Source organism: Nocardioides sp. Root1257 (genome assembly GCF_001425175.1).
Lineage (GTDB): Bacteria > Actinomycetota > Actinomycetes > Propionibacteriales > Nocardioidaceae > Nocardioides.
In genome coordinates this window covers 430,725-449,985 of sequence record NZ_LMDV01000008.1, presented here as the reverse complement: position 1 = coordinate 449,985, position 19,261 = coordinate 430,725, and the positions used below count along the sequence as shown (strand labels likewise).

The following is a 19,261-nucleotide window of genomic DNA, read 5'->3' as shown; positions in this document are numbered from 1 at the left end:
CGCAATCTAGAGCGTTTCGATCGCGGCCGGGAGCCCCTCAGCCGTCGCGTACGACGGTCATCTCGCGATCGCCGAACCGGACGTGGTCGCCGTCCACGAGCGTCGCCGCCTTGCCGGGCGGGAGCCCGCGCGGCACGCCCTGGCGGACCAGGAAGGAGCCGTTGGTCGATCCGCGGTCCATCACCACCAGCGCGCCGTCGGCTGCGACCTGCACCTGCGCGTGCGTCTTGGACAGGGACATGTCCGTCGACGGCAGCTCGACGAGGTGGCGCACCTGCTCGCCGGGGCGGCCCTCGGGACGCCGGCCGACCAGGGCCAGCCCCTCCACCTCGAAGGACTCCCCGGTGTCGAAGCTGACCCGCCACGTCGGGGGTACGGCGCGTGCGGCGTGCGCACCGCCGACGGGCTCGGCGTCGGGTCGCGGCTCGGGCACCAGGGGGTAGCCGAGCTGCTGGCGCCCCGACGCGACAGGCTCCCGGACCGGCTCCTGGATCGGCTCGGGGGTCGGCTGCTCCACCGGTGGCGGGCTAGGCGCGGGCGCGGGAGCGGTCGCGACGGCGGCGTGCTTGGGGACCGGCGCCTGGGCGGGCGGACCGACCGGCGGCGGGCTGGCCGGTCGGGACACCCGGGCGGTGGCGCTGACCTGCTCGGGAGGCGGGGCGGGGACCAGCCGGAGCGCGGTGAGGTTGACGACGTGACGGGGGCCGACGTCCGGCTCGGGCTCCTCCTCGGGCACGGGACGCACGTCCACGACGACGGAGTGGGTGACGTGGTCGTGCCAGCCCCGGCGGCGGCCGGCGGGATCCATCACAGCGGTCCAGGCCAGGGTCGCGATCCCGAGTCCCAGGGTGGGCAGCGCGGCGACGCCCAGGATCAGCTGGCGCAGCAGCGCGGCGCGGACCCCGATCGGCGTACCGCTGCCCTCGTGGACGACGCGGATCGCGGAGACCGCCATCCCGGGCGAGCTGCCGGTCAGTCCGAGCAGCACCGCGAAGACCGCACCCACGACGAGCACGACGCCGAGGATCGCTGCCACGCCGGCCCACACGTGGCCCGGCTGGATGAGCACCTGGACGAGCACGACCGCTGCGGCGGCGTCGATGCCCCACGCGATGGCGCGGTCGATCGCGAACGCGTAGAAGCGTCGGTCGAGGTCGGCGACCGAGGTGGGCGGGGCGATCTCTCCGCTCACGCGTCGATGACCTCGATGCTCACGCCGTCACCGAGGTCGACGACGGCGCCGGGGACGAGCTGGACGGTGACGCCCGGCCGCAGGTCCTCCGGCGGCAGGCCGGGCTGGACGACCACCGACCCGTTGGTCGAGCCGAGGTCGGTGGCGACGGCGCAGCCGTGGTCGGCACCGGACCCGGGCCGGACCTCGAGGTGGGTCGAGGAGACTTCCTGGTGCGGACTGTCGACGACGACCAGGCGCGGCTCGCCGTCGGTGACGATGCGGTTCGCCTCCGGTGCCCGGCCGACCAGGACGGACCGGTCGACGTCGACGGTGTCGCCCGTGGGCAGCAGCAGGCGGGCGACCGGGCGGGCCGTCACCGGCGGCACGGGCGGCTGGCCGGGGATTCCCGGCTCGCGCGGGGCGACGAGGTCGACCGGGACGGTCTGCGGGTAGCGGGTGAGCCCGTCGTGGTCGGTCTCGTCCTCGGCAGGCTCCGTGGACTCTGAGGACTCCGCGGACTCCGTGGACTCGGTGGGCTCCTCGGACGCGGGCGGGTGCTCGGCACTGGCGAGCCGGACCAGGCCCCCGTCGAGCACCCCGTCCAGCGCGTCCCCGGCGTCGGTCTCGTCGGCGACCTCGATCCGGACGCGGGTCACGTCGCGCACGCTGCGCTCCACCCAGGTGGTCGCGCCGTCGCCCTCGACGTGGACGACCTCGTCGCCGGTGGCCAGGTGCACCCGGGCGGCGCCGCGGATGACGACCTTGGTCTCGGACTCGCCCTCGCTCACGAGGACGAAGCCGGGCAGCTCGCGCAGACCCGACGAGATCAGCGCGTCGAGGGTCTCGTCGAAGCCGGCACCGTCGTCGACCAGCTCCCAGAGCCGGGCGACGCGGTCCTTCTCGGACGGCGGCAGCACGACCGTCGCGCTCGGCCCGAAGATGCCGAACCACTCGCCTCCGCGGAACGACCACGCGGCGCTCACGGGCGGTCCCCCTGTGCCTGGCCCGGTAGCGTGGGAGGGATGTCCACGACGGCGTACCGCACGCTCGCCGACCAGCTCCGCGGCTGGCCGGTCGAACGGCTGTCCCGTCTGCTGCACCTGCGCCCCGATCTCGCCACTCCAGCCCCTCACGACTCCGGCCAGCTCGCCTCGCGGGCGGCCACCCGGTCCTCTGTCCTCCGCGCGCTCGACCAGCTGAACCGCTGCGAGCTCTGTGTGCTTGATGCCCTCGTCGTGGTCGGTCAAACCAGCGCCGACGAGCTGGTGGACGTCGTGCACGCCGGCGCGGACTCGGTCCGCACGGCACTGGAGTCGCTGCTCGACCTGGCCCTCGCCTGGGAGAGCCCGCAGGGGATCCGACCGCTCACGACCGTGGCCGAGGCCCTCGCCCCCGGCACCCCCGGAGTCAGCGGGCTGCGCCCCGTCTCCGCCGATCCGCTGTCGGCGGCCGAGCTCGCGCAGCGGCTCGAGGCGATCTCCCCCCAGGCCCGGGCGCTCCTCGAGCACGTCCTCGACGCGGGCGGCACCGCCACCACCGGTACGTCGCGGCACACCGTGCTGCCCGAGGAGGCGGCGACGCCCGCCGAGGAGCTGCTCGCCCGACGTCTGCTGGTGCCGCGCCCCGGCACCAGCGTCGTGCTGCCCGGCGAGGTCGGGATCGCGCTGCGCGGTGGCCACACCACGTCGTACCCCGTCGACGAGCCGCCCGCGATCGCGACCTCCGACCGCGGGCAGGACCTGGTGGACCGGGCCGCCGCGGGTGCGGCGTTCGAGGCGGTGCACAAGGTGGAGCTGATGCTCGACGCGTGGAGCACGAAGCCGCCCGCGGCCCTGCGCAGCGGCGGCCTCGGCGTCCGTGACCTGCGGGCGCTGTCGGTCGAGCTGCACGCGACCGAGCCGGTCGCGGCGCTGCTGGTGGAGGTCGCCTCGGCGGCCGGGCTGCTCTCCACCGCGGCCGGCCCCGACGGCTCGCCCCGGTGGATCCCGACGGACGCGTTCGACGCCTGGACCGCGCGCCCGACCGCCGAGCGGTGGCTCGCCCTGGTCGCCGCCTGGCTCGAGAGTCCGCGGCTGCCCGGCCTCGTCGGGTCACGGGACCCCGCCGGGAAGACGTGGAACGCCCTCGCCCCCGAGCTGTCCGGGGTGCACCAGGTCGAGACCCGGCTGCTCACGCTCGGCGTCCTCGACGATCTCGCGCCCGGCACCGTGCTGGCCACCGGCACGGGCGTCCCGTCGCTGCGCTCGCGGGTCGAGTGGCTGCGCCCGCGCCGTCCCCGCACCCGTGCGGACCAGGTGGTGTGGGCGGTCGACGAGGCCACGGCTCTCGGGGTCGCGGCGCTCGGCGGGCTGGCGACGTACGCACACCTGCTCCTCGCCGGCGAGCGCGACAAGGCGGGCGCCGGGCTGGCCGCATTGCTGCCCACTCCCGTCGACCACGTGCTGCTGCAGGCCGACCTGACCGCGGTCGCGCCCGGCCCCCTCGAGTCCCAGCTGGCGCGCCAGCTCCAGCTGCTGGCCGATGTCGAGTCGAGGGGCGGCGCCACCGTCTACCGGTTCACGCCCGGGTCCGTACGCCGTGCGCTCGACACCGGCTGGTCGGCGGTGGAGCTGCACGAGTTCATCGCCTCCGTCTCGCGGACCCCGGTCCCCCAGCCCCTCACCTACCTGGTCGACGACACCGCCCGCACGTTCGGCTCGGTGCGGGTCGGGCACGCGGAGGCGTTCCTGCGCGCCGACGACGAGGCGGCCCTCGTCGAGCTGCTGCACCACCCGAAGGCCGCCTCGCTCGGACTGCGGCGCCTCGCCCCGACGGTCATCATCAGCACGACGCCGATCGACGTGCTGCTCCCCCGGCTGCGGGACCTCGGCATCGCCGCCGTCGTCGAGTCGCCGGACGGGAGCGTCCACGTGGCGCGCCCCGACGTGCTCCGCGCGCGCACGCCCAAGGAGTCGCGCGGCCGAGCGCAGCGCTCGGCCCGGGAGACCGCGCTCGCCAGCCAGGTCGTCAGCGCGATCCGCGCCGGCGACCGTGCCGAGTCCACCCGGCCGGCGGTGCCGGCGGACCGGCTCACCCCCACCGGCTCGATGGCTGCGCTGCGCGAGGCGATCGAGACCGGGACCACCGTCGTGATCGGGTACGTCGACAACCAGGGCGCGAGCACGGACCGTGTCGTCGACCCCGTCTCGCTCGACGGCGGCAGCCTCACCGCCCACGACCACCGCAGCGACGACGTACGCACCTTCGCCGTGCACCGGATCACGACGGTGCGGCCACTACCCACTCCGTAAGATTGAATCGTGGACTTCATCCGGTACGCCGAGGCAGCGGCCTCGCTGCTGAACGCCGACCTCAGCGAGGTCGACGGGCTGGTGGCGTACCTCGACGGGCGACCGGGTCTGCAGGAGCGGGCCCTCGACCGCGACTGCATGCTGCTGCGCAAGCTCCAGCGTGAGCTGCGTCCCGTCTTCGACGCCGGTGAGGCCGGCGACATCACCGCGGTCGTGAGCGGCCTGAACGGGCTGCTCACCCGGCACCCGATGACGCCGCAGATCTCCGACCACGACGCGTCCAACCTGCACCTGCACGTCGGCACCGGCTCGGGCAGCGTCGCGGAGCAGGTCGTCGGGGAGTCCCTGCTCGGCCTGGCGACGCTCGTCTGCGACCTCGGCGCCGACCGGCTGGGCGTGTGCTCGTCGGCGCAGTGCTCCAACGCGTTCGTCGACGCCTCCCCCAACCGCTCCCGGCGCTACTGCTCCGAGCGCTGCTCGTCGCGGGCCAACGTCGCGGCGTACCGGGCTCGACGCAAGGCAGCGATCGAGGCGTAGCGTCGCCTCCATGCGCGGACGCATCACGCACGACCCGAACCCGGATCGCAAGGCCCGCAAGGACTACTGGGGCGTCGTCCTCGACTCGCGGACGCCGCGCGAGCTGGGCCGCTTCTACGCAGCGCTCCTGGAGTGGGAGCTCGCGAACGACGACGAGGACTGGGTGACCCTGCGGGCGCCGGACGGCATCGCCTACCTCGCCTTCCACCAGAACGAGCAGCACGTGCGCCCGGTCTGGCCGTCGTCCGCCGATCTCCAGCAGCAACAGCTGCACCTCGACTTCGAGGTCGAGGACCTCGCCGTCGCCGTCGAGCACGCGATCGAGCTCGGGGCGACGCAGGCGGAGTTCCAGCCGCAGGAGACCGTGCGGGTCATGCTCGACCCCGACGGGCACCCCTTCTGCCTCTACAGCTGAGCGCTCAGTCCTCGCGGGCGTGGCGCCCTGGGGCGGAGGCGATCCATCTCCATCCCACATCGGTGGTCACCACCACGACGAGGGTCACGGCGAGAGCGATGCCGCCTGCGACCTGCCACGTCAGGCCGAGGCGGAGCAGGACGACGAGCGCACCCGCGAACGCGACTGGGATGAGGACGGGGCGGTCGGTGACATCCACCGACGTCCTGGAGACCACCCACCAGCCGCCGCACGCTCGGCGCTTGCGTCTCGCGTGGCGCAGCCCGCCAGCGCTCAGGCCTCCCACGAACAGGCTCACGGCTCCCCACTCGACCGCGCCACGGAGACCGACGTCGAGACCTGTGATCCGCTGACCGTCGGGAGTCTCGATGGCGACGACCTCCCCCCGGTAGAGCAGAGCGGTGACCGTCTGCCCGCGCAGCCCTTTCAAGGTCGCGGATGCGCCCGGTCCGACCTCGATCGGGCCGAGGTCGCCGACGTCCCAGCTGTCGTTCACGGACCTGCGCACACCGTGCGGCCCGTCGAGGGTGCCCTCGACGCGAGTCAGCGCGCTGGAGCCCTGGTCGAGCGCGTGGCCGGCCGCGACGGCCTCTACCGTCAGCCACAGCAGGAACGGCACCAGGGCGAGCGCCGCCGCGGCGTACCCGACGATGAAGGCTGGCCTGGTCCAGAAGGGACGGAACAGCCACCTCGGCTGCTTGAGATCCACCTGCCGCCCTCCCCCGGTCGGCGGGCGCCGACGCGTCAGGGTAGGTCCGTAGGCTTGTCCGGTGAATGACGGCCCCCTCATCGTCCAGTCGGACAAGACGCTGCTGCTCGAGATCGACCACGAGCGCGCCGCGGACTGCCGCAAGGCGATCGCGCCGTTCGCCGAGCTCGAGCGCTCCCCCGAGCACGTCCACACCTACCGGCTGACGCCGCTCGGCCTCTGGAACGCCCGCGCCGCGGGCCACGACGCCGAGCAGGTCGTCGACACGCTGCTCGAGTTCAGCCGGTACGCCGTGCCGCACGCGCTGCTCGTCGACGTCGCGGAGACGATGGCCCGCTACGGCCGGCTGCGGCTGGAGAAGAACCCGATCCACGGGCTGGTCATGGTCTCCAACGACCGCCCGGTGCTCGAGGAGGTGCTGCGCGCCAAGAAGGTCGCGGGCATGCTCGGCGACCGGATCGACGACGACACGGTCGCCGTACATCCCTCCGAGCGCGGCAACCTCAAGCAGGCGCTGCTCAAGCTGGGCTGGCCGGCCGAGGACTTCGCCGGGTACGTCGACGGCGAGGCGCACCCGATCTTCCTCGACGAGACCGAGTGGCACCTGCGCGCCTACCAGCGCGAGGCCGCGGAGTCCTTCTGGCACGGCGGATCCGGCGTCGTCGTCCTCCCGTGCGGCGCGGGCAAGACGCTGGTCGGCGCCGCCGCCATGGCCGAGGCCAAGGCGACCACGCTGATCCTGGTCACCAACACCGTCTCCGCGCGGCAGTGGAAGGACGAGCTGGTCCGACGTACGTCGCTGACGGAGGACGAGATCGGCGAGTACTCCGGTGCCGTCAAGGAGATCCGGCCGGTCACCATCGCGACGTACCAGGTGCTGACCACCAAGCGGAAGGGCGTCTACTCGCACCTCGAGCTGCTCGACGCGCGCGACTGGGGCCTGATCGTGTACGACGAGGTGCACCTGCTGCCCGCGCCGATCTTCCGGATGACCGCCAACCTGCAGGCCCGTCGCCGGCTCGGCCTCACGGCGACGCTGGTGCGCGAGGACGGCCGCGAGGGCGACGTCTTCTCGCTGATCGGCCCGAAGAGGTACGACGCGCCCTGGAAGGACATCGAGTCGCAGGGCTGGATCGCGCCGGCCGACTGCGTCGAGGTGCGGGTGACCCTGCCGTCGTCCGAGCGGCTGACCTACGCGACCGCCGAGCCCGAGGAGCGCTACCGGCTCGCGTCGTGCACGCACCACAAGATCGACGTGGTCCGCTCGCTCGTGGACTCGCACCCGGGCCAGCCCACGCTGGTGATCGGGCAGTACATCGAGCAGCTCGACGAGCTGGCCGATGCACTGAACGCCCCGGTCATCAAGGGCGAGACGCCAGTGAAGGAGAGGCAGCGGCTCTTCGACGCCTTCCGGTCCGGCGAGGTCGGGCTCCTGGTGGTCTCGAAGGTCGCCAACTTCTCCATCGATCTGCCGTCGGCCGAGGTCGCCATCCAGGTCTCCGGCTCCTACGGCTCCCGCCAGGAGGAGGCCCAGCGGCTCGGCCGGCTGCTGCGACCCAAGACCGAGGGCAAGACCGCGCACTTCTACACGATCGTGTCCCGCGACACCGTCGACGCCGAGTTCGCCCAGAACCGGCAGCGCTTCCTCGCCGAGCAGGGCTACGCCTACCGGATCGTGGACGCGGAGGACGTCGGGGCCTAGGCGGGCGCGTCCGGTGACACATCAGGCACCGGTTCTCGCACGAAACCGGTGCGTGGTGTGTCAGCCGACGTCGAGGATGGTGTTCTCGAGCCAGGGACTCCGCGGATCGCCTCCGACCGGCAGGCAGCGCACCACGATCCCGGTCTGTACGTCGAGCGCCACGTCGTAGTGGTCCGGGTAGTCGTAGCCCGGCGGGTGGTAGGCGTCAGCCGGGTCGTCGACCTCGCAGAGCCGGCCGGCCTCGCTCCAGATCAGCTCGCAGCAGTTGCCGCCGCAGCGCGGGTCGTAGCCCGGCAGCGCACGCACCGACGCCGCCACACCGGGCGGGCGTCGACGGTGTCGACGCGCAGGTCATCGACGGCCACGTGGTGGCTCAGCTCGACCGGGTCCAGCGCGGCCACCCAGCGGTAGTTGACCCACATCGGGTCGTCGTACTCGATCGCCCAGTCGTCCGGTCGGGCGGCGACGAGACCGTCGGGCCGGTACATCGGCACGACGTCCTGGGGGACCCGCACCTCGGGCGGCACGAAGTCGGGGTCGCTCGAGACGTAGCCGCGGCCGGCACCCGGCTGCTGGTGCACCCGGTGGACCTCGCCGTCAGGCTGGCGCACCACCAGCTCGCCCGGGCGTCGCACCCATGCCTCCACCCCGTCCTCGACCAGCGTCGCCCGGTGCCGGACGTGCAGGGTCGTCCAGCGCCACGGCGAGCTGCGCGCCAGCGCCTGGAAGTCGTCTGCGGTCGGGGTCACGCGACGTAGTGACCCACGTCGAAAACCAGGTGAGCAAGCCGTTTCCGACCGCCTAGGCCCTAGGCCTTCGTGGCTCCCCGCCGACGGTCCACCAGCACCACGACCAGCGCGATCGCCAGTCCCAGGACGAGGGCGACGCCGATCCGGAAGGCGGGCGGCCACGGACCGTGGTCGGGCGAGCCGGCGGGGCGCGCCTGGAGGTCGGCGATCAGGCCGGAGGCCAGCTGGATCCGGCCGATCCCGTAGCTGCCGAGGTCGCCGATGGCGGTCAGGGGGCGGCTGCCGCCGTCGAGGGCGTACGCCGTGATCGTGGCGTCGTCCGCGTCCGGGCTCTCGAGCACCGCGACCTCCCGGCTGCCGGTCCACCCGAGGATCCCGTCAGTCGCCGGACGGGCCAGCGTGAGCGGCACGCCCGTCCCGTCGGGGTCGACGAACGACAGCCCGGGCGCGCCGACGAGTGCCAGCAGGCTGCCGTCGGGCGACCAGGCGTCCGGGCCGGCCAGGCTGCCGGTGGCGTCCACACGGCGCACCGCGCCGGAGGCCAGGTCGACGATCGCGAGTCCGCCCGAGCCGCTGGCGTGCTGCACCGCCAGCTCAGCACCGTCTGGCGAGAACGCGGCGGCCGACACGTCCTCCCCGCCCGGCACCGGCGACGCCTCCCCCGACGCCAGGTCGAGCACGACGAGGTCGCCGACGATCAGGCCGCCGGAGTACGGGTTGGTGGGGCTGTCGTCCGACAGGTAGGCGACCCGGCTGCCGTCCGGCGACCACGCCACCGGGATGACGCTGCGGGCATCGGGCAGCCCGTGCGTCGCGACGTCGCCGGACCCGAGGTCGACGACCGCGAGGTCCGGCGACCCGGTGTCGTGGTCCCCGAGCACCACCTGGCGCCCGTCCGGAGACAGGAGCATCGGACCCGGGTCGCCCTGCGACTCGGGACCGCCCCGGCTCTCGGCGGCGCCCAACCGGCGGTAGACGTCGTCGTCGGCGGCCAGCAGCACGGCCTGCGGGGAGTCGAAGAGCTCGACGCCGAAGCCCCGTTGGTAGAGCGCCACCGCCCGACCCACCGGCGCGTCCGTGACGTCCGCCGTCAGGTGGGAGTAGTCCGCGAGCCGGTCGGGCAGCGCGACGGACGTCGTACCCCGGTGCGCCTCGGCGCCTCCCGCGAGCGGCACCAGCACGAGCGCGGCAGCGGACGTCCCCAGGACCAGGGCCAACCGTCCGGCGCGCACCATGCATCGACGGTAGCGAGCACCGCGGCAGCACACAGCGGAAATGCGGTGTGCAACCCCATTTCAGGTACCTAGCCTGACGCGTCGCCGACCGACCGGTCGGCGCGAGCACGCAAGGAAGGACCGAGCAGGAGAAGACGATGGAGCAGATCACCACGAGGCTCATGAGCTGGGCCTCGATCCTCGAGCAGGGCACCCGCGAGCAGGCGGTGACGGCGTCGACGATGCCGTTCATCTTCCCGCACCTCGCACTGATGCCCGACGCCCACCTGGGTCTGGGAGCGACCGTCGGGTCGGTCATCCCGACCCTCGGCGCGATCATGCCTGCCGCGGTCGGCGTCGACATCGGCTGCGGCATGATCGCCGTCCGCACCCAGTACGCCGTCGACCAGCTGCCGGCCGACCGCCGACCGCTGCGCGAGGCCATCGAGCGGGCCGTCCCGCTCTCGGCCGGCGCCAGCAACCGGAAGGTCAGCCGCGACCACACGCGTGAGCGCCTCGAGCAGCTGACGCGACTGGCCGAGGAGACCGGGTTCGAGCCCGGGTCGTACGCCGGTCGGTGGGAGCTGCAGCTGGGCACCCTGGGGTCGGGCAACCACTTCATCGAGGTCACGGTCGACGAGCTCCAGCGGGTCTGGCTCTTCCTGCACTCCGGGTCGCGCGGGGTCGGCAACAAGATCGCGCAGCACCACATCCGGGTGGCCCGCGACCTGTGCGAGAAGTGGTGGGTGCAGCTGCCCGACCGTGACCTCGCCTACCTGCCCGAGGGCACGGACGAGTTCTGGTCCTACATCGGCCAGATGCGGTGGGCGCAGACCTACGCGCTGCTCAACCGCGAGGAGATGATGGACCGGGTCGTGCGGCAGTTCGCGGAGTGGGTGGATGGCCCGGTGGAGCGGCAGGAGGAGATCAACTGCCACCACAACTACACCGAGCAGGAGCGCCACTTCGGCAAGGACGTCTGGCTCTCGCGCAAGGGCGCCATCAACGCCGAGGCCGGCCGTCCCGGGCTGATCCCCGGGTCGATGGGCACGGCGTCGTACGTCGTCTCCGGTCGCGGCAACGTGATGGCGCTCAGCTCCGCGCCCCACGGCGCGGGTCGGGAGTACTCGCGGTCGCGGGCCCGCAGGACCTTCACCCGTGACCAGCTCCGCGAGGCGATGGTCGGGATCGAGTACCGCGACACCGACGCGTTCATCGACGAGATCCCGGCGGCGTACAAGGACATCGACCAGGTGATGGCGGACGCCGCCGACCTGGTCGAGGTGCGGCACACGCTGCGTCAGATCGTGAACGTGAAGGGCGACTGAGCCGCTCGCCGAGGCGGTCCTGGGCCTAGTGGTCCAGGACCGTCACGGTGCGCCGGAAGGACTCCCTCCCGACGCGGAAGCGCAGCGTGATCGTCTCGGGACCGTCGGCCGCGGCGTCCTTCGCGGTGGGGATCGAGACGAGGACCTCCTTGCGGCCCGACCGGAGGACGTCGTACGTCATCGCACCGAGCGACCACAGCGGCTTGCTCGGGTCGGCCGGGCCGACGTGCAGGTCGGTCCAGGACGACGCGATGTCGGCGACCTGGACCGGGCGGCCCGGACCGTGCACGACGCGGCCCGTGACGGTGAGCTCGAGGTCGGCCTTCCGGTCGATGCTGACCCGCCACTGGGCCGGCCTCCCCTCGCTCACGCGCGGCGCGACGGTGTCGACGGTGACGACGGGTCGCGGGTCGTCGTCGAGGACGGTGAGGTCGCCGATGTAGCGGTCCGTCATCACGTTGCGGGTCGGCCACGCGGCGACCTGGGTGACGAGGCGCCGGTAGTCGGCGCGCCGGTCGGCGACGTACCCGACCGGGATCGTGCCGCCGGTCTGCCCGGGGGCCAGGTCGACCGCGAACCGCTGCAGGTCACCGCGCGCCTGACCGACGGTGAGCACGACGAAGCGGGCCGGCGCGGTCAGGACGCCGTTGACGTGGAACGGGACCTCGGCGACCTTGGCCCCGCCCGAGCCCTCGGTGACCCGCAGCCGGGAGATGTCGATGGTCGGCAGGCGTCGAGCCGGGACGGCGGCGAGCGCCGCCGGTGCCGAGGAGAGGTCGGCCACCCAGAGCCGGCCACGGCTGCTGACGCCGACCAGGTCGACCCGGACGACCCGGGTCAGGTCGAGGGCGGCCGCCGCCGGGTCGACGACGACGGTCTGGGCCCAGAGCTTGCGGACCTCGGGCGCGGACCCGAGGGCCGGCAGCGCGTCGCCGCCGACGGGGTCGAGCACCGCGCTGGCGCCGTCGGCGTCGGTGAGCCGGACCCGGACCGCCGTGCTCGCGCGGCCGTCGACGATCGTGCGCAGCTCGAGCCGACGGCCGGTGAGGTCGAGCGGACTGCCGAGCAGCATCCCGCCGGACTGGCCGCTCGCCGTCCAGGCCATCTCGAAGAAGGTCCGGACCGGGACCCGCTCGCCGCCCAGCGACCAGTGCGGTGTGGCCGCGGCCGCCGCGGCGCCGCGGCCGCACGACGCGATCCGACCGGCGTCGTACACGCCCGAGCAGAAGCGGGTCGTCGCGCCGTCGGCCAGCGCGAGCCCGGTCGAGATCCCGGGCGCCCGCAGCACCCGGCCGCCGCCGATCGCATGGCTCAGCGTCTGGGCGTCGCCCTGCGAGGCGACTCGGGCCCGCGAGCCGTCGAAGAGCGGCAGCGTCGACTGGTCGCCGGCCGCGAAGAGGTGCACCGCACCGGCGACGTACGCGACCCCGACGGCGCGCTGCTCCGCGGCGCTGAGCCGTTGCGGGTCGCGGGTGCCGCAGGTCTGGTCGACGGCGCCGGCCCAGTCGTCGGAGGACGGCGCCGCCGACGTGCCGGGCGTCCACTCGGTGTTGAAGAAGTTGTGGTCGGCCCCCATCACCAGGACGCTGCTCTTCAGCGAGGTGTCGTCGGCCGTGAGGTCACGGCCGTTGTCGGTGAACTTCTGGCCCTGGAGGTCGCTGACGTCGCCGTCGCAGTAGGGCAGCAGCGTCACGGTGGGGACGTACGGCGCCGCCTGGGCACCGAAGTCGGTCGGCGCGATGAGCACCTGGCCGACGATCCGGTACGGCGCGGTCAGCGGGATCCGGATCGACGCCCGGTCGACGCCCTCGCCGCCGCGACTGTGCCCGACGAGCACGACCCGCGACAGGTCGACCTGGTGACCGGCGGCGAGGCCGACCCAGTGGTCGAGGTGCGCCTGCACCAGGCGCGCACGGGCGTCGGCACCTCCGTCGGCGGCGGCGAAGTCCTGGGCGTTGATGCCGTTGACCCGGATCGACACCGTCGCGTAGCCCTGGGAGGCCAGCACCTGCTGGATGTAGTCGTAGCCGAGCTGACTCGGGATCTCCCGGAACGGCGCCTTGCACGGCCAGTCGTCCGACCAGGCGTCCGCGTCGGAGGGGTTGTAGCAGACCCCGTGACGGCCGTGCAGGAAGAGCACCAGCGGCCGGGGCCCGGTCGGCTCGGCCGCAGCCGGCTCGACGACGTGGCCGACCATCTCGATCGGCACCCGCATGCCCGGCACCGCCACCGGGTCGAGCGTGTAGTCGGAGGTGGTGACGGCGTACGGGCCGGGCGTCGCCGGGTCCACCGGCAGCGTCTGCGTACCGGGCAGGTCGAGCGGCGGGTCCACCGCCGCGGCGCCGCCGCGGCGGGCGCGGTCGCTGCCGACCACGTCGAGGCGGTCGCCCGAGAGCACCACGTCGAGACGGGCGGCGTCGGGCCGGGTCGGTGCCGCCACCCGCGCCTGCACCGTGCGCCCGTCGGAGGCGACGGTCGAGGTGCCGATCAGCCACCCCGACGGGCCGACGACCGTCGGCCGGTCCGAGGTGAGCGGCAGCCGGGTGGGCGACGTCCAGCTCACGGCGTACTGCCCGGCGCCGAGCGCGCGGACCTGCCAGGTCCCCCGGTTGCTCGACCGCTCGGCCGGGTCCGCGGCGACCCTGCCGCCCACGCCGACGAGCAGGGCCGCGACCAGGGCGAGCGTGACGAGGGCCGCGGTCCGGCCGGTACGACGAGGCATGGGCCGAACTATGCCCCGTCCACGCTCCGTCGCGGGTTCGGTTCCCGCGCGTGGCGCGCCTAGGCTGGTCGATCGTGAAGGTGCTGCTGCTCGAGAACATCCACCCGGTCGCCGTCGAGATCCTCGAGGCGCGCGGCTTCGAGGTCGAGCTGCGGGCCGGCTCCCTCTCCGAGGAGGAGCTGCTGGCGGCGCTCCCCGGCGTACACCTGCTGGGCATCCGCTCCAACACCCACATCACCGAGGCCGTCCTCGACGGGGCGCCCGACCTGCTCGCGATCGGCTGCTTCTGCATCGGCACCAACCAGGTCGACCTGGTGGCGGCGGCCGATCGCGGGATCGCGGTCTTCAACGCGCCGTACTCCAACACGCGCAGCGTGGTCGAGCTCGTGATCGCGGAGATCATCTCGCTCGCGCGCCGGCTCACCGAGAAGACCGAGAAGATGCACGCCGGCGTGTGGGACAAGTCGGCGAAGGGCAGCCACGAGGTCCGCGGCCGCACGCTCGGCATCGTCGGCTACGGCAACATCGGCACCCAGCTGTCCAACCTCGCCGAGGCCCTCGGCCTGCGGGTGATCTTCTTCGACACCGCCGACCGGCTGGCGCACGGCAACGCGCAGCGCATGAAGACCCTCGACGAGCTGCTCGAGAAGGCGGACGTCGTCAGCCTCCACGTGGACGGCCGCCCGGGCAACGCCGGCTTCTTCGGCCCCGAGCAGTTCGCGCGGATGAAGCCCCGCAGCATCTTCATCAACGCCGCGCGCGGCATGGTCGTCGACAACGAGTCGCTGCGCGACCACATCCTGTCGGGGCACATCGCGGGCGCCGCGCTCGACGTCTTCCCGGTCGAGCCGAAGGTCCAGGGCGACGAGTTCGAGTCGGTCCTGCGTGGCCTCGACAACGTGATCCTCACCCCGCACGTCGGCGGCTCCACCCAGGAGGCGCAGGAGGAGATCGGCTACTTCGTCGCCGGCAAGCTGGGCGGCTTCTCCCTCGAGGGCCGCACCGAGCTGTCGGTCAACGTGCCCGCCGTCCTCGCCCCGCAGCTCCAGGCCGGCCACCGGATCGGCTTCCTGCACGTCAACGTCCCCGGGGTCCTCGCCGGCGTGAACGGCGTGCTCGCGGACGCCGGCGCCAACGTCACCGGGCAGTACCTCTCCACCCGCGGCGAGCAGGGGTACGTCGTCACCGACACCCTCGACCCGCTGCCCGACGACGCGCTCGCCAAGCTCTCCCAGTCCGAGCACACCATCTGGCTGCGGACCTGGGACGCCTGAGTCTGGTTGGTGCTCGGGGGCGGCGTGTCTGCGGGTTTCACCGGCTGACCGCCAAAACCCGCACACCCGTCAGCCACAACCCGCACGACACGCGGGCGACGTACGGCGCGTCGTACGGGTCTTGGCTGACAGGTCACCAGATCGTCGGGGCCGTACGGCGCGTCTGCGGGTTTCACCGGCTGACCGCCAAAACCCGGACACCCGTCAGCCGGAACCCGCACAACACGCCGGCGACGTACGGCGCGTCGTGCAGGTCTTGGCTGACAGGCGAGCGGACGGCCAGCTCGCGCCGGCGTGCCTGCGGGTTTCACCGGCTGACCGCCAAAACCCGCAGACACGCCGCCCCGTGGCACCTACCGCCCCCACCAGGTCCGGTGCTGCGGGAGCGCCAGGCGGGCGTTCTGCTTCGGCGGCTCCGGGGGCGCCAGCGGGCGGCACTCCTTGTCGGCGCGGTTGCCGGCCCGGCGGGCCGGGAGCGAGCCGTCCTCGAGCACGTTCGCGATCGCGTTGTCGGTGCAGGCGACGCCCGAGAGTGACACCGCGTGGGAGTAGCCGCCGACCCCGGCGACCAGGCGGGCGCTCGGGAAGATCCGGCGCGCCGCGAGCGCCCCTGCGTACGGCGTCGCCGGGTCGTGGGTCTCGCTGAGCAGCAGCACCGGCACGTCGTCGAGGCCGGCGCCGGTCACGTCGACCCGCGGGGTCCCGGCCACCGGCCAGGTGCGGCACGGCGCGTTGAACCAGTTGTTGGCCCAGGTGAGGAACGGCGCCTTGCGGTCCAGCCGGCGACTGTCGTCGCGCCAGGTCTTCCAGTCCGTCGGCCACACGGCGTCGGTGCACTGGACGGCGAGGTACATCGCGAAGCTGTTGTCCGCGGCCTTCCCGACCGGGTTCGAGCTCCGGTAGAGCTGCTTGATCCCGGCCGGGTCGCCGTCGTTGACGAGCGCGGCGAGGGCATCGGCGACGTACGGGTAGTAGCCGTTGTAGTAGCCGGCGTTCAGCAGGGCGTCGTCGAGCTCGTCCGGCCCGACCTTGCCGCCGGCCGGGTGCCGCTTCAGGCGGGCGCGCAGGTGCTCGTACGTGCGCTCGACCGCCTTGCGGCCGCGGCCGAGGTGGTAGGTCGACGCGTGCTTGCCGACCCAGGCGAGGAAGGCGTTGAACGACTTCTGGAAGGCCGGGTCCTGGTCGAGGTTGGACTGGTAGAAGACGCGGTCGGGGTCGATGACGCCGTCCATGATCAGCGCCTGCACGTGGTCGGGGAAGAGCGTCGCGTAGACCTGCGCGAGGTAGGTCCCGTAGGAGAAGCCGAAGAAGGTGACCTTGTCGACGCCGATGGCCTGGCGGAGCAGGTCGAAGTCGGTGGCGGTGTCCGTGGTCCGCACGTGGCCGAGGAGCCGCTTCGCACCGGCCCGACCGCAGTCCTTCGCGTACTTCTCCGTCGTGTGCCGCCAGTACTTCATGATCTTCGCGCTGGTCGGCACGTAGTCGGGGCGGTCCCAGCCGAAGTACCTGCTGTCGCAGGTGAGCAGCGGGCGGCTCGCTCCGGTGCCGCGCGGGTCGACGCCGTACCAGTCGTAGGTCAGGCCGACCTTGCGCGGCACGTACTTGCCGTACGGCGCGAGCCAGGTGCCGTCGCTGCCCGGGCCGCCGGGATTCGTGAAGACGGCGCCGCGGAAGGGGCCGCGCGTGTGCAGCACCCGCGAGACGGCCAGCGAGACGGTGGGGCCGGTCGGATCGGCGTGGTCGAGCGGCACGACGAGGGTGCCGCACTGGGCCTTCGCCTTGCGCAGGTCCGGGTCCTTGCACCGGCCCCAGCTGATGGCCGGAGCCGCTGCTGAGGCGGCCTCCGGCGACCCGCCTACCGCCGTCGGTGCGTTCAGCGGCACGACCGCAACGAGTCCAGCCGTGAGGATCCCGGCGACCGCGGCCGCCACCTTCTTCGTGAGCATGGGGTAGATCAGACCCCGTAGGGTCGGGTGGTGGCAAGCGTCCTCCCTCTCGTCCGCGACCGGATCGGCGAGCAGCTGTTCGCCCGGGTCGCCGGTCCCGACGGCGCGAAGCACGCCGACCGGATCCACAACCGCCCCGGTCCGCGGTGGTTCGAGCCGGGCAGCCCGATCACCCGGGTGCACGGCGACGCGTCGATGTTCATCGGCGGGCTGCGCGCCCTGCTCCTGCAGACACTGCACCCGTCCGCGATGCGCGGCGTCGCGGAGCACTCCGACTACCGCCACGACGCCTGGGGCCGGCTCGCCCGGACCAGCCGCTTCATCGCGGTGACGACCTTCGGGACCGCCGACGACGCCGCCCAGGCGGTCACCGCGGTGCGCACGATCCACGAGCGGATCGTCGGGACGATGCCCGACGGCACGCCGTACGCCGCGTCCGACCCGCACCTGCTCGCGTGGGTGCACGTCGCCGAGGTCGACAGCTTCCTGCGGGCGCACACCGTCTACGGGCGCGAACCGCTGACCGGCGCGGAGCGGGACGAGTACGTCGCGCAGACCGCCGAGGTCGCGCGCCGACTCGGTGTGCTCGATCCGCCGACCACCGAGGCGGAGCTGGCGGCCACCATCGCGGCGTACCGTCCCGAGCTGCGCAGCACCCCGGAGGCCCGCGCGACCGTGGGCTACCTGCTGCTGCGCCCGCCCCTGCCGCTGCCCGCGCGGGCGCCGTACGGCGTGATCGCGGCCGCCGCCGTCGGCCTGATGCCGCGCTGGACCCGTCGCCCGCTCCGGCTGCCGTGGTTCCCGGTGTCGGAGCGCACCGTCGTGCGCGCGCTGGGCGGCGTCGCGACCGGCACGATCCGGTGGGCGATGACGCCACGTGAGCGGCAGGGTGAGCGCGCTCACCCGTCTTGAGCGAAGCCTGAGGCGATCTTTGGGGGACCTCAAGCGAGCCGACTTAGGCTGGGACCATGCTCCCTACCCGAAGGTTTCGCGCTTCTCTCGTGGTCGTGGTGACGCTCGTCGCCTCGATGCTCGCGTTCCAGGCCCCCGCTGACGCTGCAGCGACCGGCAAGGTCCGTGGCGGCATCTACGGCGCCCACGGCACCACGCCGAAGGTCGTCATGCAGTGGTTCACCAAGGACTGGACCTACCTCGGCAAGCGCAAGCAGACCGGCGGCTCCTACTCGCTGACGCTGCCGCCGGGCACGTACTGGATCCAGTTCGTCGACCAGCGCCCGGCGTACGACGTCACCAAGGCCGCGCCGACCAACATCAAGGTGACGGTCCGGGCCGGTCGCACGGTGACCAAGAGCGTGCGGATGCGCCCCGGCGCGGCGATCACCGGCACCGTGCAGGCCGGCGGCAAGGTCGCCAAGGGTGCGCGGGTCGTGGCGGCGAACGCCTCCGAGCAGTCCTTCGAGGTGAAGGCCAACGGCAAGGGCCAGTTCGCCCTCGGCGGCCTCCCGGCCGGGAGCTACTCGGTCTTCACCTATGACCGCACCAAGAAGTTCGTCGGCAAGAGCCTGTGGGTCCCGGGGCTGAAGCCCGGCAGGGCCAGCAACGTCGCGATCAGGCTGACGAAGCCCGCCGGCCGGCTCCTGGTCGACCTGTACGCCGGCGACCAGCCGATCACCAAGCGGGTCAACGTCACCGTGGTCAGCAAGGCGAACGGCCAGTTCTGGAGCGCGAACGCGAAGCACGGCTCGGCGTCGTTCCAGGGCCTCTTCCCGGGTCGCTACAAGATCGTCGTGCCCGGCGTCGGCAGCTACCTGGCCAGCACCGGCTCGGTCCACGGCGGCGTCGTCCGTCCCGGCAAGGTCGCCTTCGGCAGCTACCGCCTCACGAAGAGGGGCGCCTCGGTGTCCGGTGTCGTGGTCGACGCCAAGGACCCGAGCTACCCGCTCTCCGGCGCGCAGGTGCTGCTCTTCGACAAGACCGGCGCGCAGCGCGGCTCCACCACGACGAACGGCTCCGGCGAGTTCTCGTTCGCCGGCCAGCTGACCACGCAGGGCGGCATGACCGTCGTCGCGCAGCCGGGTGCGTACTCGCCGTACCTCGGCCAGACCACGCACTACTGCAAGTACGGCAAGTTCACGACCGGCGCGTTCTCGATCACGACCGGCCGCGACGCCGACCTCGGGAGCGTCCCGCTGCCGCACCTGCCCGCCGCGCAGCAGGATCAGGAAGCCTGCTGGCCCTGA

16 protein-coding genes are annotated in these 19,261 nt (G+C 73.1%); 8 read left to right on the top strand and 8 right to left on the bottom strand.

Annotation, left to right across the window (positions count from 1 at the left end; genetic code table 11):
- Positions 1-37: 37 nt before the first annotated feature.
- Positions 38-1,192: an RDD family protein gene (locus ASC77_RS10250; protein WP_056151786.1), complete on the bottom strand. Its 1,155-nt coding sequence runs from the start codon at positions 1,190-1,192 to the stop codon at positions 38-40.
- Positions 1,189-2,157 carry an FHA domain-containing protein gene (locus ASC77_RS10245; protein WP_056151773.1) on the bottom strand — a complete coding sequence of 323 codons (969 nt, stop codon included), beginning with the start codon at positions 2,155-2,157 and terminating at the stop codon, positions 1,189-1,191. The genes ASC77_RS10250 and ASC77_RS10245 overlap by 4 nt, the downstream gene beginning before the upstream one ends.
- Positions 2,158-2,196: 39 nt before the next feature.
- Between ASC77_RS10245 and ASC77_RS10240 the strand changes: the two genes are divergently transcribed.
- From ASC77_RS10240 to ASC77_RS10230, 3 genes are read left to right on the top strand one after another with little or no spacing between them, the layout of a single operon-like run.
- A complete protein-coding gene (locus ASC77_RS10240) occupies positions 2,197-4,464 on the top strand; it encodes a helicase-associated domain-containing protein (protein ID WP_056151768.1) in 2,268 nt (755 codons plus the stop codon).
- 9 nt (positions 4,465-4,473) lie between these two features.
- On the top strand, positions 4,474-5,001 hold the full coding sequence (locus tag ASC77_RS10235; RefSeq protein WP_235547570.1) for a CGNR zinc finger domain-containing protein: 528 nt from the start codon (positions 4,474-4,476) through the stop codon (positions 4,999-5,001).
- Between the two features lie 10 nt (positions 5,002-5,011).
- Positions 5,012-5,416, top strand: a complete 405-nt coding sequence (locus ASC77_RS10230; protein WP_056151763.1) for a VOC family protein — start codon at positions 5,012-5,014, stop codon at positions 5,414-5,416.
- Positions 5,417-5,420: 4 nt separating this feature from the next.
- On the opposite strand, the gene ASC77_RS10225 is transcribed toward ASC77_RS10230, so the two are convergent.
- Complete coding sequence (locus ASC77_RS10225; protein WP_056151760.1) at positions 5,421-6,125, bottom strand: hypothetical protein; 705 nt, start codon at positions 6,123-6,125, stop codon at positions 5,421-5,423.
- A 61-nt stretch (positions 6,126-6,186) separates the two neighbouring features.
- Between ASC77_RS10225 and ASC77_RS10220 the strand changes: the two genes are divergently transcribed.
- A complete protein-coding gene (locus ASC77_RS10220; protein WP_056151757.1) occupies positions 6,187-7,827 on the top strand; it encodes a DNA repair helicase XPB in 1,641 nt (546 codons plus the stop codon).
- A 60-nt stretch (positions 7,828-7,887) separates the two neighbouring features.
- On the opposite strand, the gene ASC77_RS10215 is transcribed toward ASC77_RS10220, so the two are convergent.
- Genes ASC77_RS10215 through ASC77_RS10205 form a run of 3 tightly spaced genes read right to left on the bottom strand, consistent with a single transcriptional unit; the run spans position 7,888 to position 9,811 of the window.
- Positions 7,888-8,133 (bottom strand): hypothetical protein, encoded by a 246-nt coding sequence (locus ASC77_RS10215; protein WP_056151753.1) that lies wholly within the window; start codon positions 8,131-8,133, stop codon positions 7,888-7,890.
- Positions 8,079-8,576: a hypothetical protein gene (locus tag ASC77_RS10210; protein WP_056151751.1), complete on the bottom strand. Its 498-nt coding sequence runs from the start codon at positions 8,574-8,576 to the stop codon at positions 8,079-8,081. Before ASC77_RS10210 ends, ASC77_RS10215 begins: the two co-directional genes overlap by 55 nt.
- Before the next feature lie 59 nt (positions 8,577-8,635).
- Positions 8,636-9,811, bottom strand: coding sequence for a TolB family protein (locus tag ASC77_RS10205; protein ID WP_056151748.1), 1,176 nt, complete (start codon positions 9,809-9,811; stop codon positions 8,636-8,638).
- 137 nt (positions 9,812-9,948) lie between these two features.
- Between ASC77_RS10205 and ASC77_RS10200 the strand changes: the two genes are divergently transcribed.
- Positions 9,949-11,118 carry an RtcB family protein gene (locus ASC77_RS10200; protein WP_056151744.1) on the top strand — a complete coding sequence of 390 codons (1,170 nt, stop codon included), beginning with the start codon at positions 9,949-9,951 and terminating at the stop codon, positions 11,116-11,118.
- Between the two features lie 25 nt (positions 11,119-11,143).
- On the opposite strand, the gene ASC77_RS10195 is transcribed toward ASC77_RS10200, so the two are convergent.
- On the bottom strand, positions 11,144-13,840 hold the full coding sequence (locus tag ASC77_RS10195; protein ID WP_056151742.1) for a hypothetical protein: 2,697 nt from the start codon (positions 13,838-13,840) through the stop codon (positions 11,144-11,146).
- Positions 13,841-13,914: 74 nt separating this feature from the next.
- Between ASC77_RS10195 and serA the strand changes: the two genes are divergently transcribed.
- Positions 13,915-15,114: a phosphoglycerate dehydrogenase gene (gene serA, locus ASC77_RS10190; protein WP_056151739.1), complete on the top strand. Its 1,200-nt coding sequence runs from the start codon at positions 13,915-13,917 to the stop codon at positions 15,112-15,114.
- Between the two features lie 353 nt (positions 15,115-15,467).
- Here the strand turns inward: serA and ASC77_RS10185 are convergent, their stop codons facing one another.
- Positions 15,468-17,060 (bottom strand): alpha/beta hydrolase, encoded by a 1,593-nt coding sequence (locus tag ASC77_RS10185; RefSeq protein ID WP_056151736.1) that lies wholly within the window; start codon positions 17,058-17,060, stop codon positions 15,468-15,470.
- A gap of 30 nt (positions 17,061-17,090) precedes the next feature.
- Here ASC77_RS10185 and ASC77_RS10180 point away from each other — a divergent pair, with 30 nt between their 5' ends.
- On the top strand, positions 17,091-17,972 hold the full coding sequence (locus ASC77_RS10180; protein ID WP_200944949.1) for an oxygenase MpaB family protein: 882 nt from the start codon (positions 17,091-17,093) through the stop codon (positions 17,970-17,972).
- A gap of 95 nt (positions 17,973-18,067) precedes the next feature.
- Positions 18,068-19,261 carry a collagen binding domain-containing protein gene (locus ASC77_RS10175; protein ID WP_156391023.1) on the top strand — a complete coding sequence of 398 codons (1,194 nt, stop codon included), beginning with the start codon at positions 18,068-18,070 and terminating at the stop codon, positions 19,259-19,261.